Annotated in this window: 12 protein-coding genes; 1 reads left to right on the top strand and 11 read right to left on the bottom strand. The window is 72.0% G+C overall.

The window, feature by feature from the left end; translation table 11 throughout:
• Positions 1-42: 42 nt before the first annotated feature.
• The 3 genes from O1G22_RS28240 to lepA form a co-directional block, all read right to left on the bottom strand.
• Entirely contained in the window at positions 43-1,863 is a 1,821-nt protein-coding gene (locus tag O1G22_RS28240; RefSeq protein ID WP_270086568.1) for a SpoIIE family protein phosphatase, read from the bottom strand.
• A gap of 98 nt (positions 1,864-1,961) precedes the next feature.
• Positions 1,962-3,836 carry an AMP-dependent synthetase/ligase gene (locus tag O1G22_RS28235; RefSeq protein ID WP_270083883.1) on the bottom strand — a complete coding sequence of 625 codons (1,875 nt, stop codon included), beginning with the start codon at positions 3,834-3,836 and terminating at the stop codon, positions 1,962-1,964.
• A 273-nt stretch (positions 3,837-4,109) separates the two neighbouring features.
• Complete coding sequence (gene lepA / locus O1G22_RS28230; protein WP_225100941.1) at positions 4,110-5,984, bottom strand: translation elongation factor 4; 1,875 nt, start codon at positions 5,982-5,984, stop codon at positions 4,110-4,112.
• 226 nt (positions 5,985-6,210) lie between these two features.
• Between lepA and rpsT the strand changes: the two genes are divergently transcribed.
• Entirely contained in the window at positions 6,211-6,477 is a 267-nt protein-coding gene (rpsT, locus tag O1G22_RS28225) for a 30S ribosomal protein S20 (protein WP_225100940.1), read from the top strand.
• A 276-nt stretch (positions 6,478-6,753) separates the two neighbouring features.
• Here rpsT and holA read toward each other — a convergent pair whose 3' ends face one another.
• The 8 genes from holA to leuS form a co-directional block, all read right to left on the bottom strand.
• Positions 6,754-7,743, bottom strand: a complete 990-nt coding sequence (gene holA / locus O1G22_RS28220) for a DNA polymerase III subunit delta (protein ID WP_270083882.1) — start codon at positions 7,741-7,743, stop codon at positions 6,754-6,756.
• A gap of 87 nt (positions 7,744-7,830) precedes the next feature.
• Entirely contained in the window at positions 7,831-8,076 is a 246-nt protein-coding gene (locus O1G22_RS28215; protein WP_270083881.1) for a hypothetical protein, read from the bottom strand.
• Positions 8,077-8,117: 41 nt separating this feature from the next.
• Positions 8,118-8,999, bottom strand: coding sequence for a YceI family protein (locus O1G22_RS28210; protein WP_270083880.1), 882 nt, complete (start codon positions 8,997-8,999; stop codon positions 8,118-8,120).
• Between the two features lie 208 nt (positions 9,000-9,207).
• The gene (locus O1G22_RS28205; protein ID WP_333492364.1) at positions 9,208-12,144 is read right to left on the bottom strand and encodes a ComEC/Rec2 family competence protein; all 2,937 of its coding nucleotides are present in this window, start codon (positions 12,142-12,144) and stop codon (positions 9,208-9,210) included.
• Positions 12,141-13,265 carry a ComEA family DNA-binding protein gene (locus tag O1G22_RS28200; protein ID WP_270083879.1) on the bottom strand — a complete coding sequence of 375 codons (1,125 nt, stop codon included), beginning with the start codon at positions 13,263-13,265 and terminating at the stop codon, positions 12,141-12,143. Before O1G22_RS28200 ends, O1G22_RS28205 begins: the two co-directional genes overlap by 4 nt.
• A gap of 102 nt (positions 13,266-13,367) precedes the next feature.
• On the bottom strand, positions 13,368-14,213 hold the full coding sequence (locus O1G22_RS28195) for a DegV family protein (RefSeq protein WP_270083878.1): 846 nt from the start codon (positions 14,211-14,213) through the stop codon (positions 13,368-13,370).
• Positions 14,214-14,284: 71 nt separating this feature from the next.
• A complete protein-coding gene (locus tag O1G22_RS28190; RefSeq protein ID WP_270083877.1) occupies positions 14,285-15,019 on the bottom strand; it encodes a hypothetical protein in 735 nt (244 codons plus the stop codon).
• Positions 15,020-15,148: 129 nt separating this feature from the next.
• Positions 15,149-18,025 carry a leucine--tRNA ligase gene (gene leuS, locus O1G22_RS28185; protein ID WP_270083876.1) on the bottom strand — a complete coding sequence of 959 codons (2,877 nt, stop codon included), beginning with the start codon at positions 18,023-18,025 and terminating at the stop codon, positions 15,149-15,151.
• Between the last annotated feature and the right edge of the window lie 50 nt (positions 18,026-18,075).

Genomic DNA, 18,075 nt, shown 5'->3' with positions numbered 1-18,075 from the left:
GCACCGGCGCCCTTGCCCGGCCGGCCCGTCGCGCCTCGGGGCTCAGTCGGCCTGGAGCACCAGCAGCGCCAGGTCGTCCTCGGGCTGGCCGCCGCCGAAGTCGTGCACCAGGCGGCGGATCCGTTCCGCGATCAGCTCGGCGCTCAGGCCCGCGCAGCCGGACAGGGCGTGGGCGAGCCCGTCGCCGTCGTCGAACTGGCGGGAGCCGGAGCGCCGCTCGGTCACCCCGTCGGTGACGCACAGCAGGCTGTCGCCGGGCCGCAGCTCGAAGGTCTCGCTGGTGTAGGTCTCGTCCTCGATCACGCCGAGCAGGGTCTGCGGCCGGGCCACCGTACGCACCGCGCCGTCGGGGCCGAGGACGAGCGGCAGCGGATGGCCGGCGGAGGCGAGCGTGCAACGGACCCCGCCGTCGTACGGCGTCAGCTCGCCGTAGAGAAGGGACAGGAAGCGGGTCTGCGGGCCCTCTCCCGCGGCCACGGGACGGCCGCCGACGGCGACGAGGGCGCGGGCGGCGGCGTCGGCGGCCTCCGTGGCGTCGTCCAGGAGGAGCTGGTTGAGGCGGTCGAGGACGTCGGCGACGCGGTAGCCCTCGCGGGCGAGAAGGCGGAGCCAGGGGCGGGCGAGGCCGATCACGACGGCCGCCTCGGGGCCCTTGCCCTGGACGTCGCCGACGGCGAAGCACCAGCGGCCGTCGCCCGCCGGGAACAGGTCGTAGAAGTCGCCGCTGGGGCCGCCCTTGTCGCACGGCTCGTACACGAGGGCGCTGCTCATCCCGGGGATCTCGGCGACCGCGCCGGGCAGCAGCCCGCGCTGCAGTACGGCACTGATGGTGGCCTGGCGGGCGTACTGGCGGGCCGCGCCGATGGCGAGCGCCACCCGGCGGCCGAGGTCCTCCACGAGCCCGGTGACCTCGTCGGGGAACCCGGCGGGCCCGTACCGGCCGATGACCAGGGTGCCGAGCGGCCGGCCGCCCGCGATCAGCCGGTAGGCGAGCGCCGCACCGTCGGCGCCGCGCGGGCCGAGCGCGTCGCCGGGCCAGGGGTACGGCTCGGGGCCGGAGCGCAGCCCCTCGCTCCAGGCGGGCGGCTCCTTCTCCAGGGCGAGGTGCAGTTCCTCGACACGGCCCTCGCAGGTGTGCCAGACCCGGGCGGGCCCGCCGCCGGCGCCGCCGCGCACGCTCGCCTCGTCCTCCAGCCACACCGCGCACCAGTCGGCGAGCCGGGGCACGAGGAGCTGGCCGGTGAGGGCGGTGACCAGGGTCTCGTCCAGCTGTCCGGCGAGCAGGTCGGAGGCCTCGGCGAGGAAGGACAGCGCGCCCCGGCCGAGCCAGTCCGCGTCGCCTGCGGCCCGCTGCGGCTGCGGGGCGAGGTCCTCGGCGGCTGCCAGGGCGGACCCGGGGGCCGGTCCGTCCGGCTCCTCGGCTCCGCCCGGGGGCAGCCGCGCCCACACGGTCTTGGCACCGGCGCGGTAGGTGACGCCCCAGGAGTCGGCGAGCGTGGCGACCAGCCGCAGCCCGCGCCCGTACTCAGGGGTGTCGTACGGCCCCTCGCCGGCCGCGGGGTCGCGCGGGGCGCGCGAGGGATGCCGGTCGTGCACCTCCACGACGAACGCGCCGGTCTCCTCCGTCCGCCAGTCGACCTCCACGTCCGTACCGGCGTGCACGACGGCGTTGGTGACCAGCTCGCTGACGACGGCCATGGCATCGTCGACGAGCCGCGCCGTGACGTCCGGCAGGTCGATGAGCGCGGCCCGCACCAGTGCCCGGGCCGCCCCGGGCGCCAGCGGACTCCCGGGCAGCACGGCCCGCCCCCGTACCTCCCGGTCCCGGGGCTCACTCTCCCGTTGCGTGGGTATGGCCGCCATGTCCATGCGGCCAGGGTGACAGACAGGGGGCGATCAGCAGCGCTGAGTTATCGAAGTGGCCAGAAGATAGCGACTTTTGAACGGCGGTGACAGTCGCGCTACTTCTCCCTCGTCCCGGCGTACATCTCGTCGATGAGGTGCTTGTACTCCCGCTCCACCACGGGCCGCTTCAGCTTCAGGCTCGGCGTGATCTCGCCGTGCTCCACGTCGAGATCCCTCGGCAGCAGCCGGAACTTCTTGATCGTCTGCCACTTCTGGAGCCCGGCGTTGAGCTCCCGCACATACCCGTCGACCATCTCGACGGTCTGCGGCGCGGCGACGATCTCGGCGTACGGCCTGCCCTCCAGCCCGTTCTCCTTGGCCCACTCGACGATCGCGATCTCGTCGAGGGCGATGAGGGCGGTGCAGTAGTTCCGGTCGGCGCCGTGCACCAGGATGTTGGAGACGTACGGGCAGACCGCCTTGAACTGGCCCTCGACCTCGGCCGGGGCGACGTACTTGCCGCCGGAGGTCTTGATGAGGTCCTTCTTGCGGTCGGTGATGCGCAGATAGCCGTCGGGCGACAGCTCGCCGATGTCGCCGGTGTGGAACCAGCCGTCGGACTCCAGCACCTCGGCGGTCTTCTCGGGCAGCTTGTGGTAGCCCTGCATGATGCCGGGGCCGCGCAGCAGGATCTCGCCGTCGTCGGCGATGCGCACCTCCGTGCCGGGCAGCGGCTTGCCGACCGTGCCGGTGCGGTAGGCCTCGCCGGGGTTGACGAAGGAGGCCGCGGAGGACTCGGTGAGGCCGTAGCCCTCCAGGATGTGGATGCCGGCGCCGGCGAAGAAGTAGCCGATCTCGGGCGCGAGCGCGGAGGCGCCGGAGACGCAGGCGCGCAGCCGGCCGCCGAAGGCCTCGCGGAGCTTGGCGTAGACGAGGGTGTCGGCGACCTTGTGCTTGGCGGCGAGGCCGAACGGCACGGCGTGGTTGCCGGTGCGGCGGAAGTTGTCCTGGCTGACCTTGGCGTACTCGCGGGAGACCTCGGCGGCCCACTGGAAGATCTTGTACTTGGCCGGGCCGCCCTCGCGGGCCTTGGCGGCGACGCCGTTGTAGACCTTCTCGAAGATGCGCGGCACGGCGGCCATGTACGTCGGCTGGACCACCGGAAGGTTCTCGATGATCTTGTCGACGCGGCCGTCCACGGCGGTGACGTGTCCGACCTCGATCTGGCCGGAGGTGAGCACCTTGCCGAAGACGTGCGCCAGCGGCAGCCACAGGTACTGCACGTCGTCGATGGTGACCAGGCCGGTCGCGGCGATCGCCTTCGCCATGTACGCCCAGTTGTCGTGCGGGAGCCGGACTCCCTTGGGGCGGCCGGTGGTGCCGGAGGTGTAGATGAGGGTGGCGAGCTGGTCCTTGGTGATCGCGCCGACCCGCTCCTTGATCAGCTCGGGGTGCGTCTCCAGGTAGGCGGCGCCGCGCTTTTCCAGCTCGGCGAGGGTGGTGACCCAGTCGTCCGTCTCGACGCCGGCCGGGTCGATGACGACGACCTTGGTCAGCTCGGGCAGTTCGGCGCGCTTCTCGACGGCCTTGGCGGCCTGCGCGGCGTCCTCGGCGATCAGCACCCGGCTCTCGGAGTCGGAGAGGATGAAGGCCGACTCGTCGGCGTTGGTCTGCGGGTAGATGGTGGTCGTCGCACCGCCGGCGCACATGATGCCGAGGTCGGCGAGGATCCACTCGGCACGGGTGGAGGAGGCGAGCGCCACCCGCTGCTCGGGCTCCAGGCCCAGTTCGATGAGTCCGGCCGCGATCGCGTAGACCCGCTCGGCCGCCTGGGCCCAGCTCAGCGACTTCCAGTCGTCGGGGCCCTGGCCGGAGGCCGGCGGGACCGGGTACCGGTAGGCCTCGGCGTCCGGTGTGGCCGCCACGCGCTCCAGGAAGAGGGCCGCCACGGACGGCGGACGGTTCTCGATCAGGGTCTGTGTGTCGCTCACGACATCCTCCGGGGCCCGCGACGGTGCGGCTGGCTCACATGCGGCTGGGGTTGACTCACGGCGAGGCTCGCGCTTGTTGTTTAACTCGCGAGTAACTATCGAGCAGGGATCAGAGTAAGCCGCGACCGGCCGCTGCGTAAGGGGCATCGGCCTGTCGGTTTCCCCGGGTTCTCCACGCAGAGCGACGCTACGCACGCGTAGGGGCCCGCCGCACTTTCGCACGACGAGCCCCTTCATGCCCGGTTTATGGACGTACCCCGTTGTTACCGATGGTTACTTCTTGCCCTTGGCCGACCCCGCGCTGTCATCGCTGGACAGCACCGCGATGAAGGCTTCCTGCGGAACCTCCACGGAACCCACCATCTTCATCCGCTTCTTGCCTTCCTTCTGCTTCTCCAGCAGCTTCCGCTTACGGGAGATGTCACCGCCGTAGCACTTGGCGAGGACGTCCTTGCGGATGGCGCGGATGGTCTCGCGGGCGATGACCCGGGAGCCGATGGCGGCCTGCACCGGCACCTCGAAGCTCTGCCGCGGGATCAGCTCCTTGAGCTTGGCGACGAGCCGCACGCCGTACGCGTACGCCTGGTCCTTGTGGGTGATCGCCGAGAAGGCGTCCACCTTGTCGCCGTGCAGCAGGATGTCGACCTTGACCAGGGAGCTGGTCTGCTCGCCCGTGGGCTCGTAGTCCAGGGAGGCGTAGCCGCGCGTCTTGGACTTCAGCTGGTCGAAGAAGTCGAAGACGATCTCCGCGAGCGGGAGGGTGTAGCGGATCTCGACGCGGTCCTCGGAGAGGTAGTCCATCCCGAGGAGCGTGCCGCGCCGGGTCTGGCACAGCTCCATGATCGCGCCGATGAACTCGGTCGGCGCGAGGATCGTCGCCCGCACGACCGGCTCGAAGACCTCACCGATCTTGCCCTCGGGGAACTCGCTCGGGTTGGTGACGACGTGCTCGGAGCCGTCCTCCATGATCACGCGGTAGACCACGTTGGGCGCGGTGGCGATGAGATCGAGCCCGAACTCGCGCTCCAGGCGCTCCCGGATCACGTCCAGGTGCAGCAGGCCGAGGAAGCCGACGCGGAAGCCGAAGCCGAGGGCCGCGGAGGTCTCCGGCTCGTAGACCAGCGCGGCGTCGTTGAGCTGGAGCTTGTCCAGCGCCTCGCGCAGCTCGGGGTAGTCGGAGCCGTCGAGCGGATACAGGCCCGAGAAGACCATCGGCTTCGGGTCCTTGTACCCGCCGAGGGCCTCGGTCGCGCCCTTGCTCTGGCTGGTGACGGTGTCACCGACCTTGGACTGGCGGACGTCCTTCACACCGGTGATGAGGTAGCCCACCTCGCCGACGCCGAGGCCGTCGGCCGGCAGCATCTCGGGCGAGTTGACGCCGATCTCCAGCAACTCGTGGGTCGCGCCGGTCGACATCATCTTGATGCGCTCACGCTTGTTGAGCTGGCCGTCGATGACTCGGACGTACGTCACGACACCGCGGTAGGAGTCGTAGACCGAGTCGAAGATCATCGCGCGGGCGGGCGCGTCGGCGACCCCGACCGGCGCCGGGATCTCCTTGACGACCTTGTTCAGCAGCGCGTCCACGCCGAGACCGGTCTTCGCGGAGACCTTGAGGACGTCCTCCGGGTCGCAGCCGACCAGGTTCGCCAGCTCCTCGGCGAACTTCTCCGGCTGGGCGGCCGGCAGGTCGATCTTGTTCAGCACGGGGATGATCGTGAGGTCGTTCTCCATCGCCAGGTAGAGGTTGGCGAGGGTCTGCGCCTCGATGCCCTGGGCGGCGTCGACGAGGAGGATGGTCCCCTCGCAGGCGGCCAGCGACCGCGAGACCTCGTAGGTGAAGTCGACGTGCCCCGGGGTGTCGATCATGTTGAGGATGTGGGTCGTGCCCTGGTCGGGGCCCTCGGTGGGGGCCCAGGGCAGACGCACCGCCTGGGACTTGATCGTGATGCCGCGCTCGCGCTCGATGTCCATCCGGTCGAGGTACTGAGCACGCATCTGCCGCTGCTCGACCACACCGGTCAGCTGGAGCATCCGGTCGGCGAGCGTGGACTTGCCGTGGTCGATGTGCGCGATGATGCAGAAATTGCGGATCAGAGCCGGGGCGGTACGGCTCGGCTCGGGCACATGGTTAGGGGTCGCGGGCACGCAGGGTCCTGTCTCTTGAGGCGCCTTATGCCTCGGGTCGGATCGATACGTAGTCTCCATGGTCCCACGCGGAGGGAGCGGGGACCGTTTTGGGCCGTCGGCAGGGCCGCTGGTACTGTAGATGGCTGTGCCTCATGCCCTCTCAGCGCGAGGCGCGTCAGAGAAATTTTGGATCACCGGTACGGGACCTTCGCGGCCCCGCACCAGAACCTGAAAAGGCTCCTTCGTGGCGAACATCAAGTCCCAGATCAAGCGGATCAAGACCAACGAGAAGGCTCGACTGCGCAACAAGGCCGTCAAGTCCTCCCTGAAGACCGCGATCCGCAAGGCCCGCGAGGCCGCTGCCGCGGGTGACGTCGAGAAGGCCACCGAGCTGCAGCGCGCTGCCGCGCGTGCGCTCGACAAGGCCGTCTCCAAGGGCGTCATCCACAAGAACCAGGCCGCCAACAAGAAGTCGGCGCTTGCTTCCAAGGTCACGTCCCTCCAGGGCTGAGCTCTCCCTCTGATCTGACCGCCGGAAGGACCCAGAGCGGGCCCTCTCTCATCCGCTCCCGTCCGGCACCCACGGATTCGCACGCGGCCTGCGTTCGCCACGCGGGTGCGAGTCCAACAGCGTGAACCGAAACCCCGGCATCTCTCCCTTCCCCAGGGCGGATGCCGGGGTTTTCGGTGTGCCGACGGCTCGGCGGGGCCGCGGTTCGGCCGGCCGACGGGTCCGCGGGCCGCTTCCCGGTCGGCTTCCAGCCGACCGCCCCCCGGCTCGACTCGCCTACCCGCGCCCGCGCGACCGAGCGGCCCGAGCGATGATCACGACGGCCTTCTCCAGCGCGTACTCAGGATCATCGCCCCCGCCCTTCACGCCCGCGTCCGCCTCGGCGACAGCCCGCATCGCCGCCGCGACACCGTCCGGCGTCCACCCCCGCATCTGCTGCCGCACCCGATCGATCTTCCACGGCGGCATCCCCAGCTCCCGGGCCAGATCCGCCGGCCGCCCCCCGCGCGCGGAGGACAGCTTCCCGATGGCCCGCACCCCCTGCGCCAGCGCGCTGGTGATCATCACCGGCGCCACCCCGGTCGCCAGCGACCACCTCAGCGCCTCCAGCGCCTCCGCCGTACGCCCCTCCACGGCCCGGTCGGCAACCGTGAAGCTGGAGGCCTCGGCCCGGCCGGTGTAGTACCGCCCGACGACCGCCTCGTCGATCGTCCCCTCCACGTCGGCGACCAGCTGGGAGACCGCCGAGGCCAGCTCCCGCAGATCGCTGCCGATGGCGTCGCACAGCGCCTGGCACGCCTCGGGCGTCGCCGACCGGCCCGCCGCTCGGAACTCCTGCCGTACGAAGGCCAGCCGGTCCGCCGGCTTGGTCATCTTCGGGCAGGCCACCTCCCGCGCCCCCGCCTTGCGCGCGGCGTCCAGCAGGCCCTTGCCCTTGACCCCGCCCGCGTGCAGCAGCACGAGCGTGATCTCCTCGGCGGGGGAGCCCAGATAGGCCTTCACGTCCTTGACCGTGTCGGCCGACAGATCCTGCGCGTTGCGTACGACCACGACTTTGCGCTCGGCGAAGAGCGACGGACTGGTCAGCTCGGCGAGCGTGCCGGGCTGCAACTGGTCCGGGGTGAGGTCGCGTACGTCCGTGTCGGCGTCGGCGGCCCTGGCGGCGGCCACCACCTCCTGCACGGCACGGTCGAGCAGGAGGTCCTCCTGGCCCACGGCAAGTGTCACCGGGGCGAGAGGGTCGTCATTCGCAGTCTTCCTGGCCATCACCCACAGCATCCCACGCGGCACTGACAACGAGCCGGCCCGCGAACCCTGAGCGGTCCCCGAACGGACCCGGAGCCCGTCTCGGGGTCACGGATCCTCGCGCCAGCCGTCCCACTCGCCGGCGAACGCGTCCAGTTCGGCGGGGTCCAGCCGCTCGTGCTCGTCCCGCACGACCAGCAGCCACTGCGCGTCCTCGGCGTCGTCCTCACCGGCCAGGGCGTCCCGGACCAGCTGGGGCTCCTCGTCCAGGCCGAACCGCTCGCCGAGCGCCTCGGCCGCCTCCTCGGCGGCGTCCCGGTCGGGCAGCACCAGCACATGTCTCACATCGCTCACGCGCCCATTCTCCGGCACGGCACGAGGAGCGAACCGCCAGGTCAGCCCTTGGCGACGAGCTGCACGTCGAGGTCGACCCGGACACTCGACCCGACCACCGCGATGCCCCGCGCCAGCATGGACTGCCAGCTGACGGTGAAGTCGTCGCGGTGCAGCTCGGTGGTGGCCCGGCAGGCGGCCCGGACCTCGCCCTCCATGCCGTTGCCCAGTCCCAGGTACTCGGTGTCGAGCGTGATCGTGCGCGTCACCCCGTGCAGCGACAGCGCGCCGGTGATCGCCCACCGGCTGCCGCCCTTGTGCACGAACCGGTCGCTGTAGAACTCCAGCGTCGGGAACCGCTCCACGTCCAGGAAGTCCGCCGAGCGCAGATGGTCGTCCCGCATCCGCACCCCGGTGTCGATGGAGGCGGCGTCGATCACGACGTGCATCGCCGACCGCTCCACCCGCTCACCGATCCGCACCACTCCGGCGAAGGAGTTGAACTGTCCGTGGATCCGGGCCAGGCCGATGTGCCGTGCGGTGAAGCCGATCGAGGAGTGCATGGGCTCGATCTCCCAGTCGCCGGGCGCCGGCGGCTCCGGCGGCTGGGACACCTGGAGGGTCACATCGCCCAGCGAGGCGAGGGAGTTCTCGCCGACCAACGCGGTGGCGCGGTAGGGGGTGTAGCCATCGGCGGACAGGGCCAGCCGGTACTCCCCCGCCGGCACCGTCACCATGAAGGTCCCGTAAGGGTCCGTGCCACCGGACATGACCTTGCGGCCCATGGTGTCGCTGACCGTGAACTCGGCGCCCGCGACCGGCTCGTCGACCGGATCGACCACCCGGCAGGTGAGCACTCCGGCGCCGGGCGGGGTCTGCACCGTCACCAGGGAACTCGTCCGTTGCTTCTGGTCCGTCCGGTTACCCAGCCAGCGGCCGAACATCTACGACACCCCTGTACGCCTCGACATCATCGGTTGCCGAAGGTTCATTCGATCATTGATGCGACTTTCGAGGCAACACGGGACCACATCGCGGGAATCCAGCACATGCGCCGGAACCGATCCGAATCAGGAGCCACCGTTCCGGTTCCGCACAGCGGGAACACAGCCCTCGGCGGCTCCGCACGGACCGGCCCCGCGCGTCCGCCCCTCAGTCCTTCCTCACCCACACCTCCTCGCCTCTCCCGCCCGCCCCGCCGACCGCGAGGCCGCCGTCCCGGTCCGTGCGCAGCACCAGCGCGCCGCCGGCCCGCAGCATGGCCACGGTCGCCGGTGCCGGGTGCCCATAGGAATTGCCGGCCCCTACAGAGATGAGAGCCACCCGGGGAGCCACGAGCCGTATCAGCTCCGGGTCTTGATAGGCCGAGCCGTGGTGGGCCACCTTCAGCACATCCACCCCGGCCAGTCCGGCCGCCTCCGGGGACCTCAACAGCGCCTGCTGGGCCGGGGGTTCGAGGTCGCCGAGCAGCAGCAACCGCAGTCCGCCCGTGCGGACCAGCATCGCGACGCTGGCATCGTTCGGACCGTCCGGCTCCGGCACGGGACCCGGCCACACCGGGAGCCCCGGGACCGGCTGCGCCCCGCTGCCCGGCGGCGGCCACAGCACCTGCCAGGCGAGCGGACCGGCGCGCCGCTCCTCCCCGGCCACGGCCCGGGTGACCGGGATGTGCCGCGATGCCGCCTCCCTTCTGACGAACTCGGCCTGGTCGGCGGGTTCTTCGAAGCCCGTCGTCTCGATCGCGGCCACCGAACGGCCCCGGAGCACACCGGGCAGTCCCGCCACGTGGTCGGCGTGGAAGTGGGTCAGCACGAGCAGCGGGATGCGTGTGATGCCCAGCTGCCGCAGACAGCGGTCGACCGACGCCGGATCGGGTCCGGCGTCCACGACGACCCCGGCGCCGTCGCCCGCCGCCAGCACGGTCGCGTCACCCTGCCCGACATCGCACATCGCGAACCGCCAGCCCGGCGGCGGCCAGCCCGTGATCACCCGGGTCAGCGGTGCCGGCCGCACCACCGCCAGCACGAGCAGCAGCCCGAGCAGCCCGCACCACCACGGGTGCCGCGACAACCTCCGCCCGGCCAGCACGACGGCCACGGTGACCGCCGCGAGCAGCGCCGCCCCGGCCCAGCTCCCCGGCCAGTCCACGCCCGCACCCGGCAGCGCCGCCCCGGTCCGCGCGACCCCGGCGATCCATCCGGCGGGCCAACTGGCACACCAGGCCAGCATCTTGGCCACCGGCATCACCACGGGCGCCGTCACCAGCGCCGCGAACCCCAGCACGGTCGCCGGCGCCACGGCCACCTCGGCCAACAGGTTGCACGGCACCGCCACCAGGCTCACCCGGGCCGACAGCACCGCCACGACCGGCGCACACACCACCTGCGCCGCGGCGGCCGCCGCCAACGCCTCCGCGAGCCTCGCCGGTACCCCGCGCCGCCGCAGCGCCTCGCTCCAGCCCGGCGCCAGGAGGAGCAGCGCGCCGGTGGCCAGCACGGAGAGCAGGAAGCCGTAGCTCCGAGCCAGCCAGGGGTCGTAGAGGACCAGCAGCAGGACGGCCGTCGCCAGGGCCGGGACCAGGGATCTGCGGCGCCCGGTGGCCAGCGCGAGCAGCGCGACCGCGCCGCAGGCGGCGGCCCTCAGCACACTGGGGTCGGGCCGGCACACGATCACGAATCCCAGCGTGAGCACCCCGGCGGTCAGTGCGGTCGCCCGCAGCGAGAGCCCTAGGTACGGGGCCAGGCCGCGCCGCTCTGCCCGCTGGGCCAGCCCGGGCGGGCCGACGAGCAGTGCGAGCAGCACCGTGAGGTTGCTCCCGGACACCGCGAGCGTGTGCGCCAGGTCCGTCTCCTTGAACGCGTCGTCCAGCTCGGGGGTGATCCGCGCGGTGTCCCCGACGACGAGTCCGGGCAGCAGCGCCCGCGCGTCCCCCGGCAGGCTGTCCGTCGCCTCCCGCAGCCCGGCTCTGAGCCGCCCCGCCAGCCGCTGCGACCCGCTGGGCCCCGCCACGATCCGCGGCCCGGGCTGCCCACGCACCCGCAACACGGCCGCGGTCCGGTCACCCCCCGTCAGTGCGGGCGCCAACCGCCCCTCCACCCGCAACCGCGTGGACGGCAACAGCCCGAGCCATCCGGCCCGCCCCTCCGGCACCCGCCGGACACCATCCCCCGAGCCCGCCCCGAAACCCCCGCTCCACCCAGCCTCTCCCGCCACCGGGCCGTCGTTCCGCGCACCGCCTCCCTCCGCCGGGCCGTCGTTCCGCGCACCACCACCCCCCGCCGAACCTCCGTTCCCTCCGGCGCTCCCCTCCGCCAGGCCGTCGTCCCGCGCACCACGTGCCTGCGCCGGGCCATGGTTCCGCCCAACGCTCCCCTCGGCCGAACCACCCTTCCGCCCACCACTCCCCTCCGCCGAACTCCCCTTCCGCCGACCGCTCCCCCGCGCCGGAACGTCCACGTCGACCACCAGCAGCACCGGGCTCCGTGTCCGCACCCGCCTGCCGTCTCTCTCCTCGACGCTCCGCAGCTCCGCCCGTGCCAGCACCGCCACCAGTGCCGCGTGATCTCCGCGCACTCGCGGCCGGCTGAGCCAGGGGTCGTCGGTCACCTCGACCTCGGCGGTCACGGTCGCGAACCGGCGGGCCAGCTCGGGCACCGGCCCGCGTCGTACATCCGCCCCGTGCAGCCCGGCGGAGACGGTGGCCGCGGCGATGCAGAGCAGTACGGCGGCAACGGAAGCCCGCGCCCACGCGAACCGCCCGGGCACCTGCGCGGCCCGGCTCCGCCCCAGGGCCTGGGCAGTTCTTCCCGCCCCTCCGGCCCGCCCGTCCCGTCCAGCCCTCCGCACCGACAGCAGCACAACCCCGCCCACCAGGGAGACCACGGCCGGCACGGCAGTCCAGCCGGCCGGTGTGTCCAGCGTCAGGGCCGCCGTGGCCCAGGCCGCGAGCGCGGGTGGCACCAGCCGCAGGTCCAGGGGACCCTCCCGGTCGCCGCGCGGAGCCTTCAGCGCCTCCCGCGCATCGTCCGCCACCTCGGGCCGACAGGCTGCGGCAGCCCCGGGCGGTCCCACCTCGATCGCGCGGCTCATGGCCGTACCAGCTCGCGCAGATCGCTGAAACGGCGGTCGCCGATGCCGTTGACCTCACGCAGCTCGTCCACCGAGCGGAAACCGCCGTGTTGCGTGCGGTAGTCGACGATGTGCCGGGCCAGTACCGGACCGACGCCGGGCAGGCTGTCCAGTTGGTCCGCCGTCGCCGTGTTGAGGGAGAGCGGCGTCGTGGGGCCGGCGCCCGCTGCTCCGGAGGCCGTCGTGTTCATCGGTCCGGGCGGAGCCACCGCTCCGGCCGGCGCGCCGACGACGACCTGTTCGCCGTCGACCAGGAAGCGAGCCCGGTTGAGACCTTCGGTGCTCACGCCCGGACGGACACCGCCCGCCGCGCGCAGCGCGTCGGCCACCCGGGAGCCGGCCGGCAGCCGCCGGATCCCCGGCTGACGAACCTTGCCGCTGACGTCCACGACGATCTCCCCGCCCGGCACCGCCGAGGCAGGCGCACTCGCGCCGGACTTGGTGTTCGCACCCTTCTTGTCGTACGGCAGCTCGGCACGCACCACCTGAGGCGCCCGCACGGTTTCGGTCCGGGCGTTCCAGAAGTGCAGTACCGCGAACGCGGCGGCGGCCACGAGCACCACGGCGAGGGCCACGACTCCGCGCCGCTCCACGCCACACCGGGCCTGCAACCACACCGGCATCCGCTCCCGCAACGCCAGCGCGGCCCGCTCCCGCCGGCCCGGACCGGCGAGGTCCGGCGCCTCCAACGGGCGTGCGGGCTCCGTCGGTTCGGGTTCTGCTTCGGCTTCGGTCGTCGCGGTCGCCGCCGTCCTCGCCTGAATCAGCCTTGTCTCCGGACTCAGCCCTGTCGCCGGACTCAGCCCTGTCGCCGGACCCGTCTCCGTCGCCGTGGCCGCCGTCGCGATCGCGGTGCGCCTGTCCCCGTCCGGCGGGCCGTTGTCCGACTCCCGCCTTCGCAGGGCTCGTTCGCCGAAGAGAAGTTCCGCTCGGCGGCGCAGTTCCTCGGACTGGTCCGGCGGGCGACGACGGGTCCGGCCGTGTTCGGTGTCACGGCGGTGCCGAACTCGCCCGTCCGAGGCGGGCGCACGCCCGGGCCCGCTGCCGGCGGAGGCGATGCGTGTACGTGATCGAAGTGCCATGCGACGAGGATGGAACATCTCGCCGAATCGCGATGATCTTGGTCAATTCCCGGGTATTACCGCCCGGTTGTGGAAAACTCCGCCACCCGCACGAGTGAACGATCAGCGGGGCGAAACCACCGCTCCCAGCAGCCCCGGCCCGGTGTGCGCGCCGATCACCGCTCCGACCTCGCTCACATGCAGCTCGGCCAGGCCCGGCACCCGTGCCCGCAGCCGGTCGGCCAGCGCGGCGGCACGCTCGGGGGCGGCCAGGTGGTGGACGGCGATGTCGACCTCCGCGCTGCCCGCCCGCTCGGCCGTCAGCTCCTCCAGGCGTGCGATGGCCTTGGACGCCGTGCGGACTTTTTCCAGCAGCTCGATACGGCCGCCGTCGAGTTGGAGCAGGGGTTTGACGGCGAGCGCGGAGCCGAGGAGGGCCTGGGCGGCTCCGATGCGGCCGCCGCGACGCAGATAGTCGAGGGTGTCGACGTAGAAGTAGGCGGACGTGCCCTCGGCGCGCTTCTCGGCGGCCGTGACGGCCTCGTCCATCGTGCCGCCGGACTCCGCGGTCTCGGCCGCGGCCAGCGCGCAGAAGCCGAGGGCCATCGCGACCATCCCGGTGTCCACCACCCGCACCGGCACCGGTGCCTCGCGCGCCGCGAGGACCGCCGCGTCGTAGGTGCCGGACAGCTCCGCGGACAGGTGCAGCGAGACGATGCCGCTCGCGCCGGACTCGGCGACCCTGCGGTAGGTCTCGGCGAACACTTCGGGGCTCGGCCGGGAGGTCGTGACGGGACGGCGCTTCTGCAACGCCTGGGCCAGCGAGCGGGTGGAGATCTCGGTGCCCTCTTCGAGCGCCTCGTCGCCGAGGACGACGGTCAGCGGTACCGCGGTGATGTCGTGACGCTCCATCGCCCGTGGCGGCAAGTAGGCCGTTGAATCGGTGACGATCGCGACATGACGGGACATGAGCTGGAGGTTACCTGCCGTAGCGCGCGGACGGCAGCCCGCCCCCGCGGTCCGGGAACGGAGCGGTCCGCTCAGGCGGTGCTCTCGGGGCGCGGTTTCTTCTGCCAGGGGTAGGCGGGGCGCGCCGACGGCGGCGTGATCGCCTGCGTGCCGGGCTTCTCGGCGGGGCGGGAGCCGGGCGTCCATGACGGGGGGCGCTGCGCCGCCGGGCCCTCGGGGTCGGCGGCGTCGGGCCATTGCGGGGGCGTCCGTTCGGGACCGGCCGGGGTCCAGTGGCGCAGGGCGTCGGCCTCGATGTCGATCTGGTCGCTGAGCGCGCCGAGGTCGTCGTCGGTGAAGCGACGGGCCCGGTCGCGGACGGCCCAGCGCAGGGAGTCGGCGGACTTGGTGATCCGCTCGGTGCGCTCGCGCAGCTCGGGCAGCCGGGCGCGGACCTCGGCCCGGTCGGGCTCGGACTCCAGGCGCCTGAGGTCGGCGTCCAGCTGGTGTCCGTGTGCGCTGAGCCGCTCGAAGAGGCCGAGGGACTCCTTGAGCGACTCGTCCTCGGCGACGCCCGTGCGCAGCGCGTCCTGCGTGGCGCGCATGGACGTGCGCAGCGTGAGCCGCAGCTGGGCGATCTCGGCGGCCGGGCCGAGCTTGGCGAAGGTCTTCGCGCGCAGGGTGTGGTCCTCCACCGTGCGCCGGGCCTGCTCGATCGTGCGGTCCACGCCGCGCTTGGCGGCGCCGACCGCCTTCACCGTGGCGTATGCGCCGAGGCCGATGAAGACCAGGAAGAGCAGGGCGAACACGGCGATGACTGCTTCCATGACGCTCCTCCTCGGACCGGTGCGGCACTCGCCGCTGCGCTTTCCACGGTAAACGCGGCGGGCAGGCCCGGAGTTCCGGAAGAACCCCGAGCCTGCCCCGAATCTGCCCGTAGGGGACGCCGGCGAGCGTCAGCCCGTGACGATGTTCACCAGCTTCGGCGCGCGCACGATCACCTTGCGGATGTCCGCGCCGCCCAGCGCCCGGACGACGCCCTCGTCGGCCAGCGCCACCTTCTCCAGCTCCTCCTCGGAGATGGCCGGCGGCACCTCCAGGCGGGCCTTGACCTTGCCCTTGATCTGCACGACGCAGGTGACGGTCTCGTCGACGACGTAACTCGGGTCGGCGACCGGGAAGTCCTGGTGGACGACCGAGTCGGTGTGGCCCAGCTTGCGCCACAGCTCCTCGGCGATGTGCGGGGCCAGCGGGGCCACCATCAGCACCAGCGGCTCGGCGACCGAGCGCGGCAGCGCTCCACCGGCCTTGGTCAGGTGGTTGTTCAGCTCGGTGACCTTGGCGATGGCGGTGTTGAAGCGCAGGCCCTCCAGGTCCTGGCCGACACCGTCGATGGCCTTGTGCAGGGCCCGCAGCGTGTCCTCGACGGGCGCGGCGTCGACCACTGTGACCTCGCCGGTGTTCTCGTCGACGATGTTGCGCCACAGCCGCTGCAGCAGCCGGAACTGTCCGACCACCGCGCGCGTGTCCCACGGGCGGGAGACGTCCAGCGGGCCCATCGCCATCTCGTACAGGCGCAGGGTGTCGGCGCCGTACTCGGCGGCGATCTCGTCCGGGGTGACCGCGTTCTTCAGGGACTTGCCCATCTTGCCCAGCAGACGGGTGACCTGCTCGCCCTGGTAGTAGTAGGCGCCGTCGCGCTCCTCCACCTCGGCGGCCGGCACCGCGATGCCACGGCTGTCGCGGTAGACGTAGGCCTGGATCATGCCCTGGTTGAACAGCTTGTGGAACGGCTCCGCGGAGGAGACGTGGCCCAGGTCGTACAGCACCTTGGACCAGAAGCGCGCGTACAGCAGGTGCAGCACTGCGTGCTCGGCGCCGCCGACGTACAGGTCGACACCGCCGTGCGGCCGGCCCTCGCGCGGGCCCATCCAGTACTGCTCGATCCCGGGGTCGACCAGCTGCCGGTCGTTGTGCGGGTCCAGGTAGCGGAACTCGTACCAGCAGGAACCGGCCCAGTTGGGCATGGTGTTGGTCTCGCGGCGGTACTTCTTCGGCCCGTCGCCCAGGTCCAGGGTGACGTTGACCCATTCCTCGTTGCGCGACAGCGGCGTCTCGGGCTGGGTGTCCGCGTCGTCCGGGTCGAAGGTGCGCGGGCTGTAGTCCTCGACCTCGGGCAGCTCCAGCGGCAGCATCGACTCGGGCAGCGCGTGGGCGACGCCGTCCTCGTCGTAGACGATCGGGAAGGGCTCGCCCCAGTAGCGCTGCCGGCTGAACAGCCAGTCACGCAGCCGGAAGTTGACGGTGCCCTCGCCGATGCCCTTGCCCGCCAGCCACTCGGTGATGCGGGCCTTGGCCTCGGCGACGCCCAGGCCGTCCAGCGAGATCTCGTCGTTGGACGAGTTGATGATCTTCGCGTCGTACGACCCGAAGGCGTTCTCCCAGGTCGAGGTGTCGGTGCCGCGGCCGTCGGTCGGCTCGACGATGCAGTGGACCGGCAGCTCGAAGGCGCGCGCGAACTCGAAGTCGCGCTGGTCGCCCGCCGGGACGGCCATGATCGCGCCGGTGCCGTAGCCCATCAGCACGTAGTCGGCGATGAACACGGGGATCCGCTCGCCGTTGACGGGGTTGGTCGCGTAGGCGCCGATGAAGACGCCGGTCTTGTCCTTGGCCTCGGCCTGCCGCTCGACGTCGGACTTCGAGGCGGCCTGCGCGCGATAGGCGGCGACGGCCTCGGCCGGGCTGGCGTGGCCGCCGGTCCACACCGTGTGCGTGCCCTCGGGCCAGGCCTCGGGGGTGAACTTGTCGACCAGCGGGTGCTCGGGCGCCAGCACCATGTAGGTCGCGCCGAACAGGGTGTCCGGGCGGGTGGTGAAGACCGTGATGCGCTCGCCGTCGATCGGGAAGTCGACGCGGGCGCCCTCGCTGCGGCCGATCCAGTTGCGCTGCTGCAGCTTGATGGCCTCGGGCCAGTCCAGCTCCTCCAGGTCCTCCAGCAGCCGGTCGGCGTAGGCGGTGATGCGCATGTTCCACTGGCGCAGCTTGGCCTTGAAGACCGGGTAGTTGCCGCGCTCGGAGCGGCCGTCGGCGGTGACCTCCTCGTTGGCCAGCACGGTGCCCAGGCCCGGGCACCAGTTCACGGGCGCGTCGGAGGCGTAGGCCAGGCGGTACTCGCCCAGGATGTCGGCGCGCTCGCCGGTGCTCAGCTCGTTCCACGCGCGCGCGTGGTCACCGGGTACGGCGCGCTCGCCGCTCTCGAACTGGGCGATCAGCTCGGAGATCGGGCGGGCCTTGCGGGCCTCGCCGTCGTACCAGGAGTTGAAGATCTGCAGGAAGATCCACTGGGTCCACTTGTAGTAGTCCGGGTCGATCGTGGCGAAGGACCGGCGCCTGTCGTGGCCCAGGCCCAGCCGGCGCAGCTGGGCCTTCATGTTCTCGATGTTGGCCTCGGTGGAGACACGCGGGTGCGTGCCGGTCTGCACGGCGTACTGCTCGGCGGGCAGGCCGAAGGCGTCGAAGCCCAGGGTGTGCAGGACGTTGTGGCCGGTCATGCGCTGGAACCGGGCGTAGACGTCGGTGGCGATGTAGCCCAGGGGGTGGCCGACGTGCAGGCCCGCACCGGAGGGGTACGGGAACATGTCCATGATGAACTTCTTGGGCCGGGCGGCCACCGCGGGGTCACCGGCCAGGTCGCCCGTGGGGTTCGGCGCCGCGTAGGTGCCGTCGGCGTCCCAGAAGTCCTGCCAGCGTGCCTCGATCTCGGCTGCCATGGCGGCCGTGTAGCGGTGCGGCGCGGCCACCTCGGACGTGGCAGCGGGGTTCGTCTCGCTCATGATCCTCAAAGCTCCATCGATCGTCTCTGCCTGCGGCTGACATTCAAAGA

This window comes from Streptomyces camelliae, assembly GCF_027625935.1.
Classification (GTDB): Bacteria; Actinomycetota; Actinomycetes; order Streptomycetales; family Streptomycetaceae; genus Streptomyces; species Streptomyces camelliae.
This window is presented reverse-complemented; position numbering and strand designations above follow the sequence as displayed.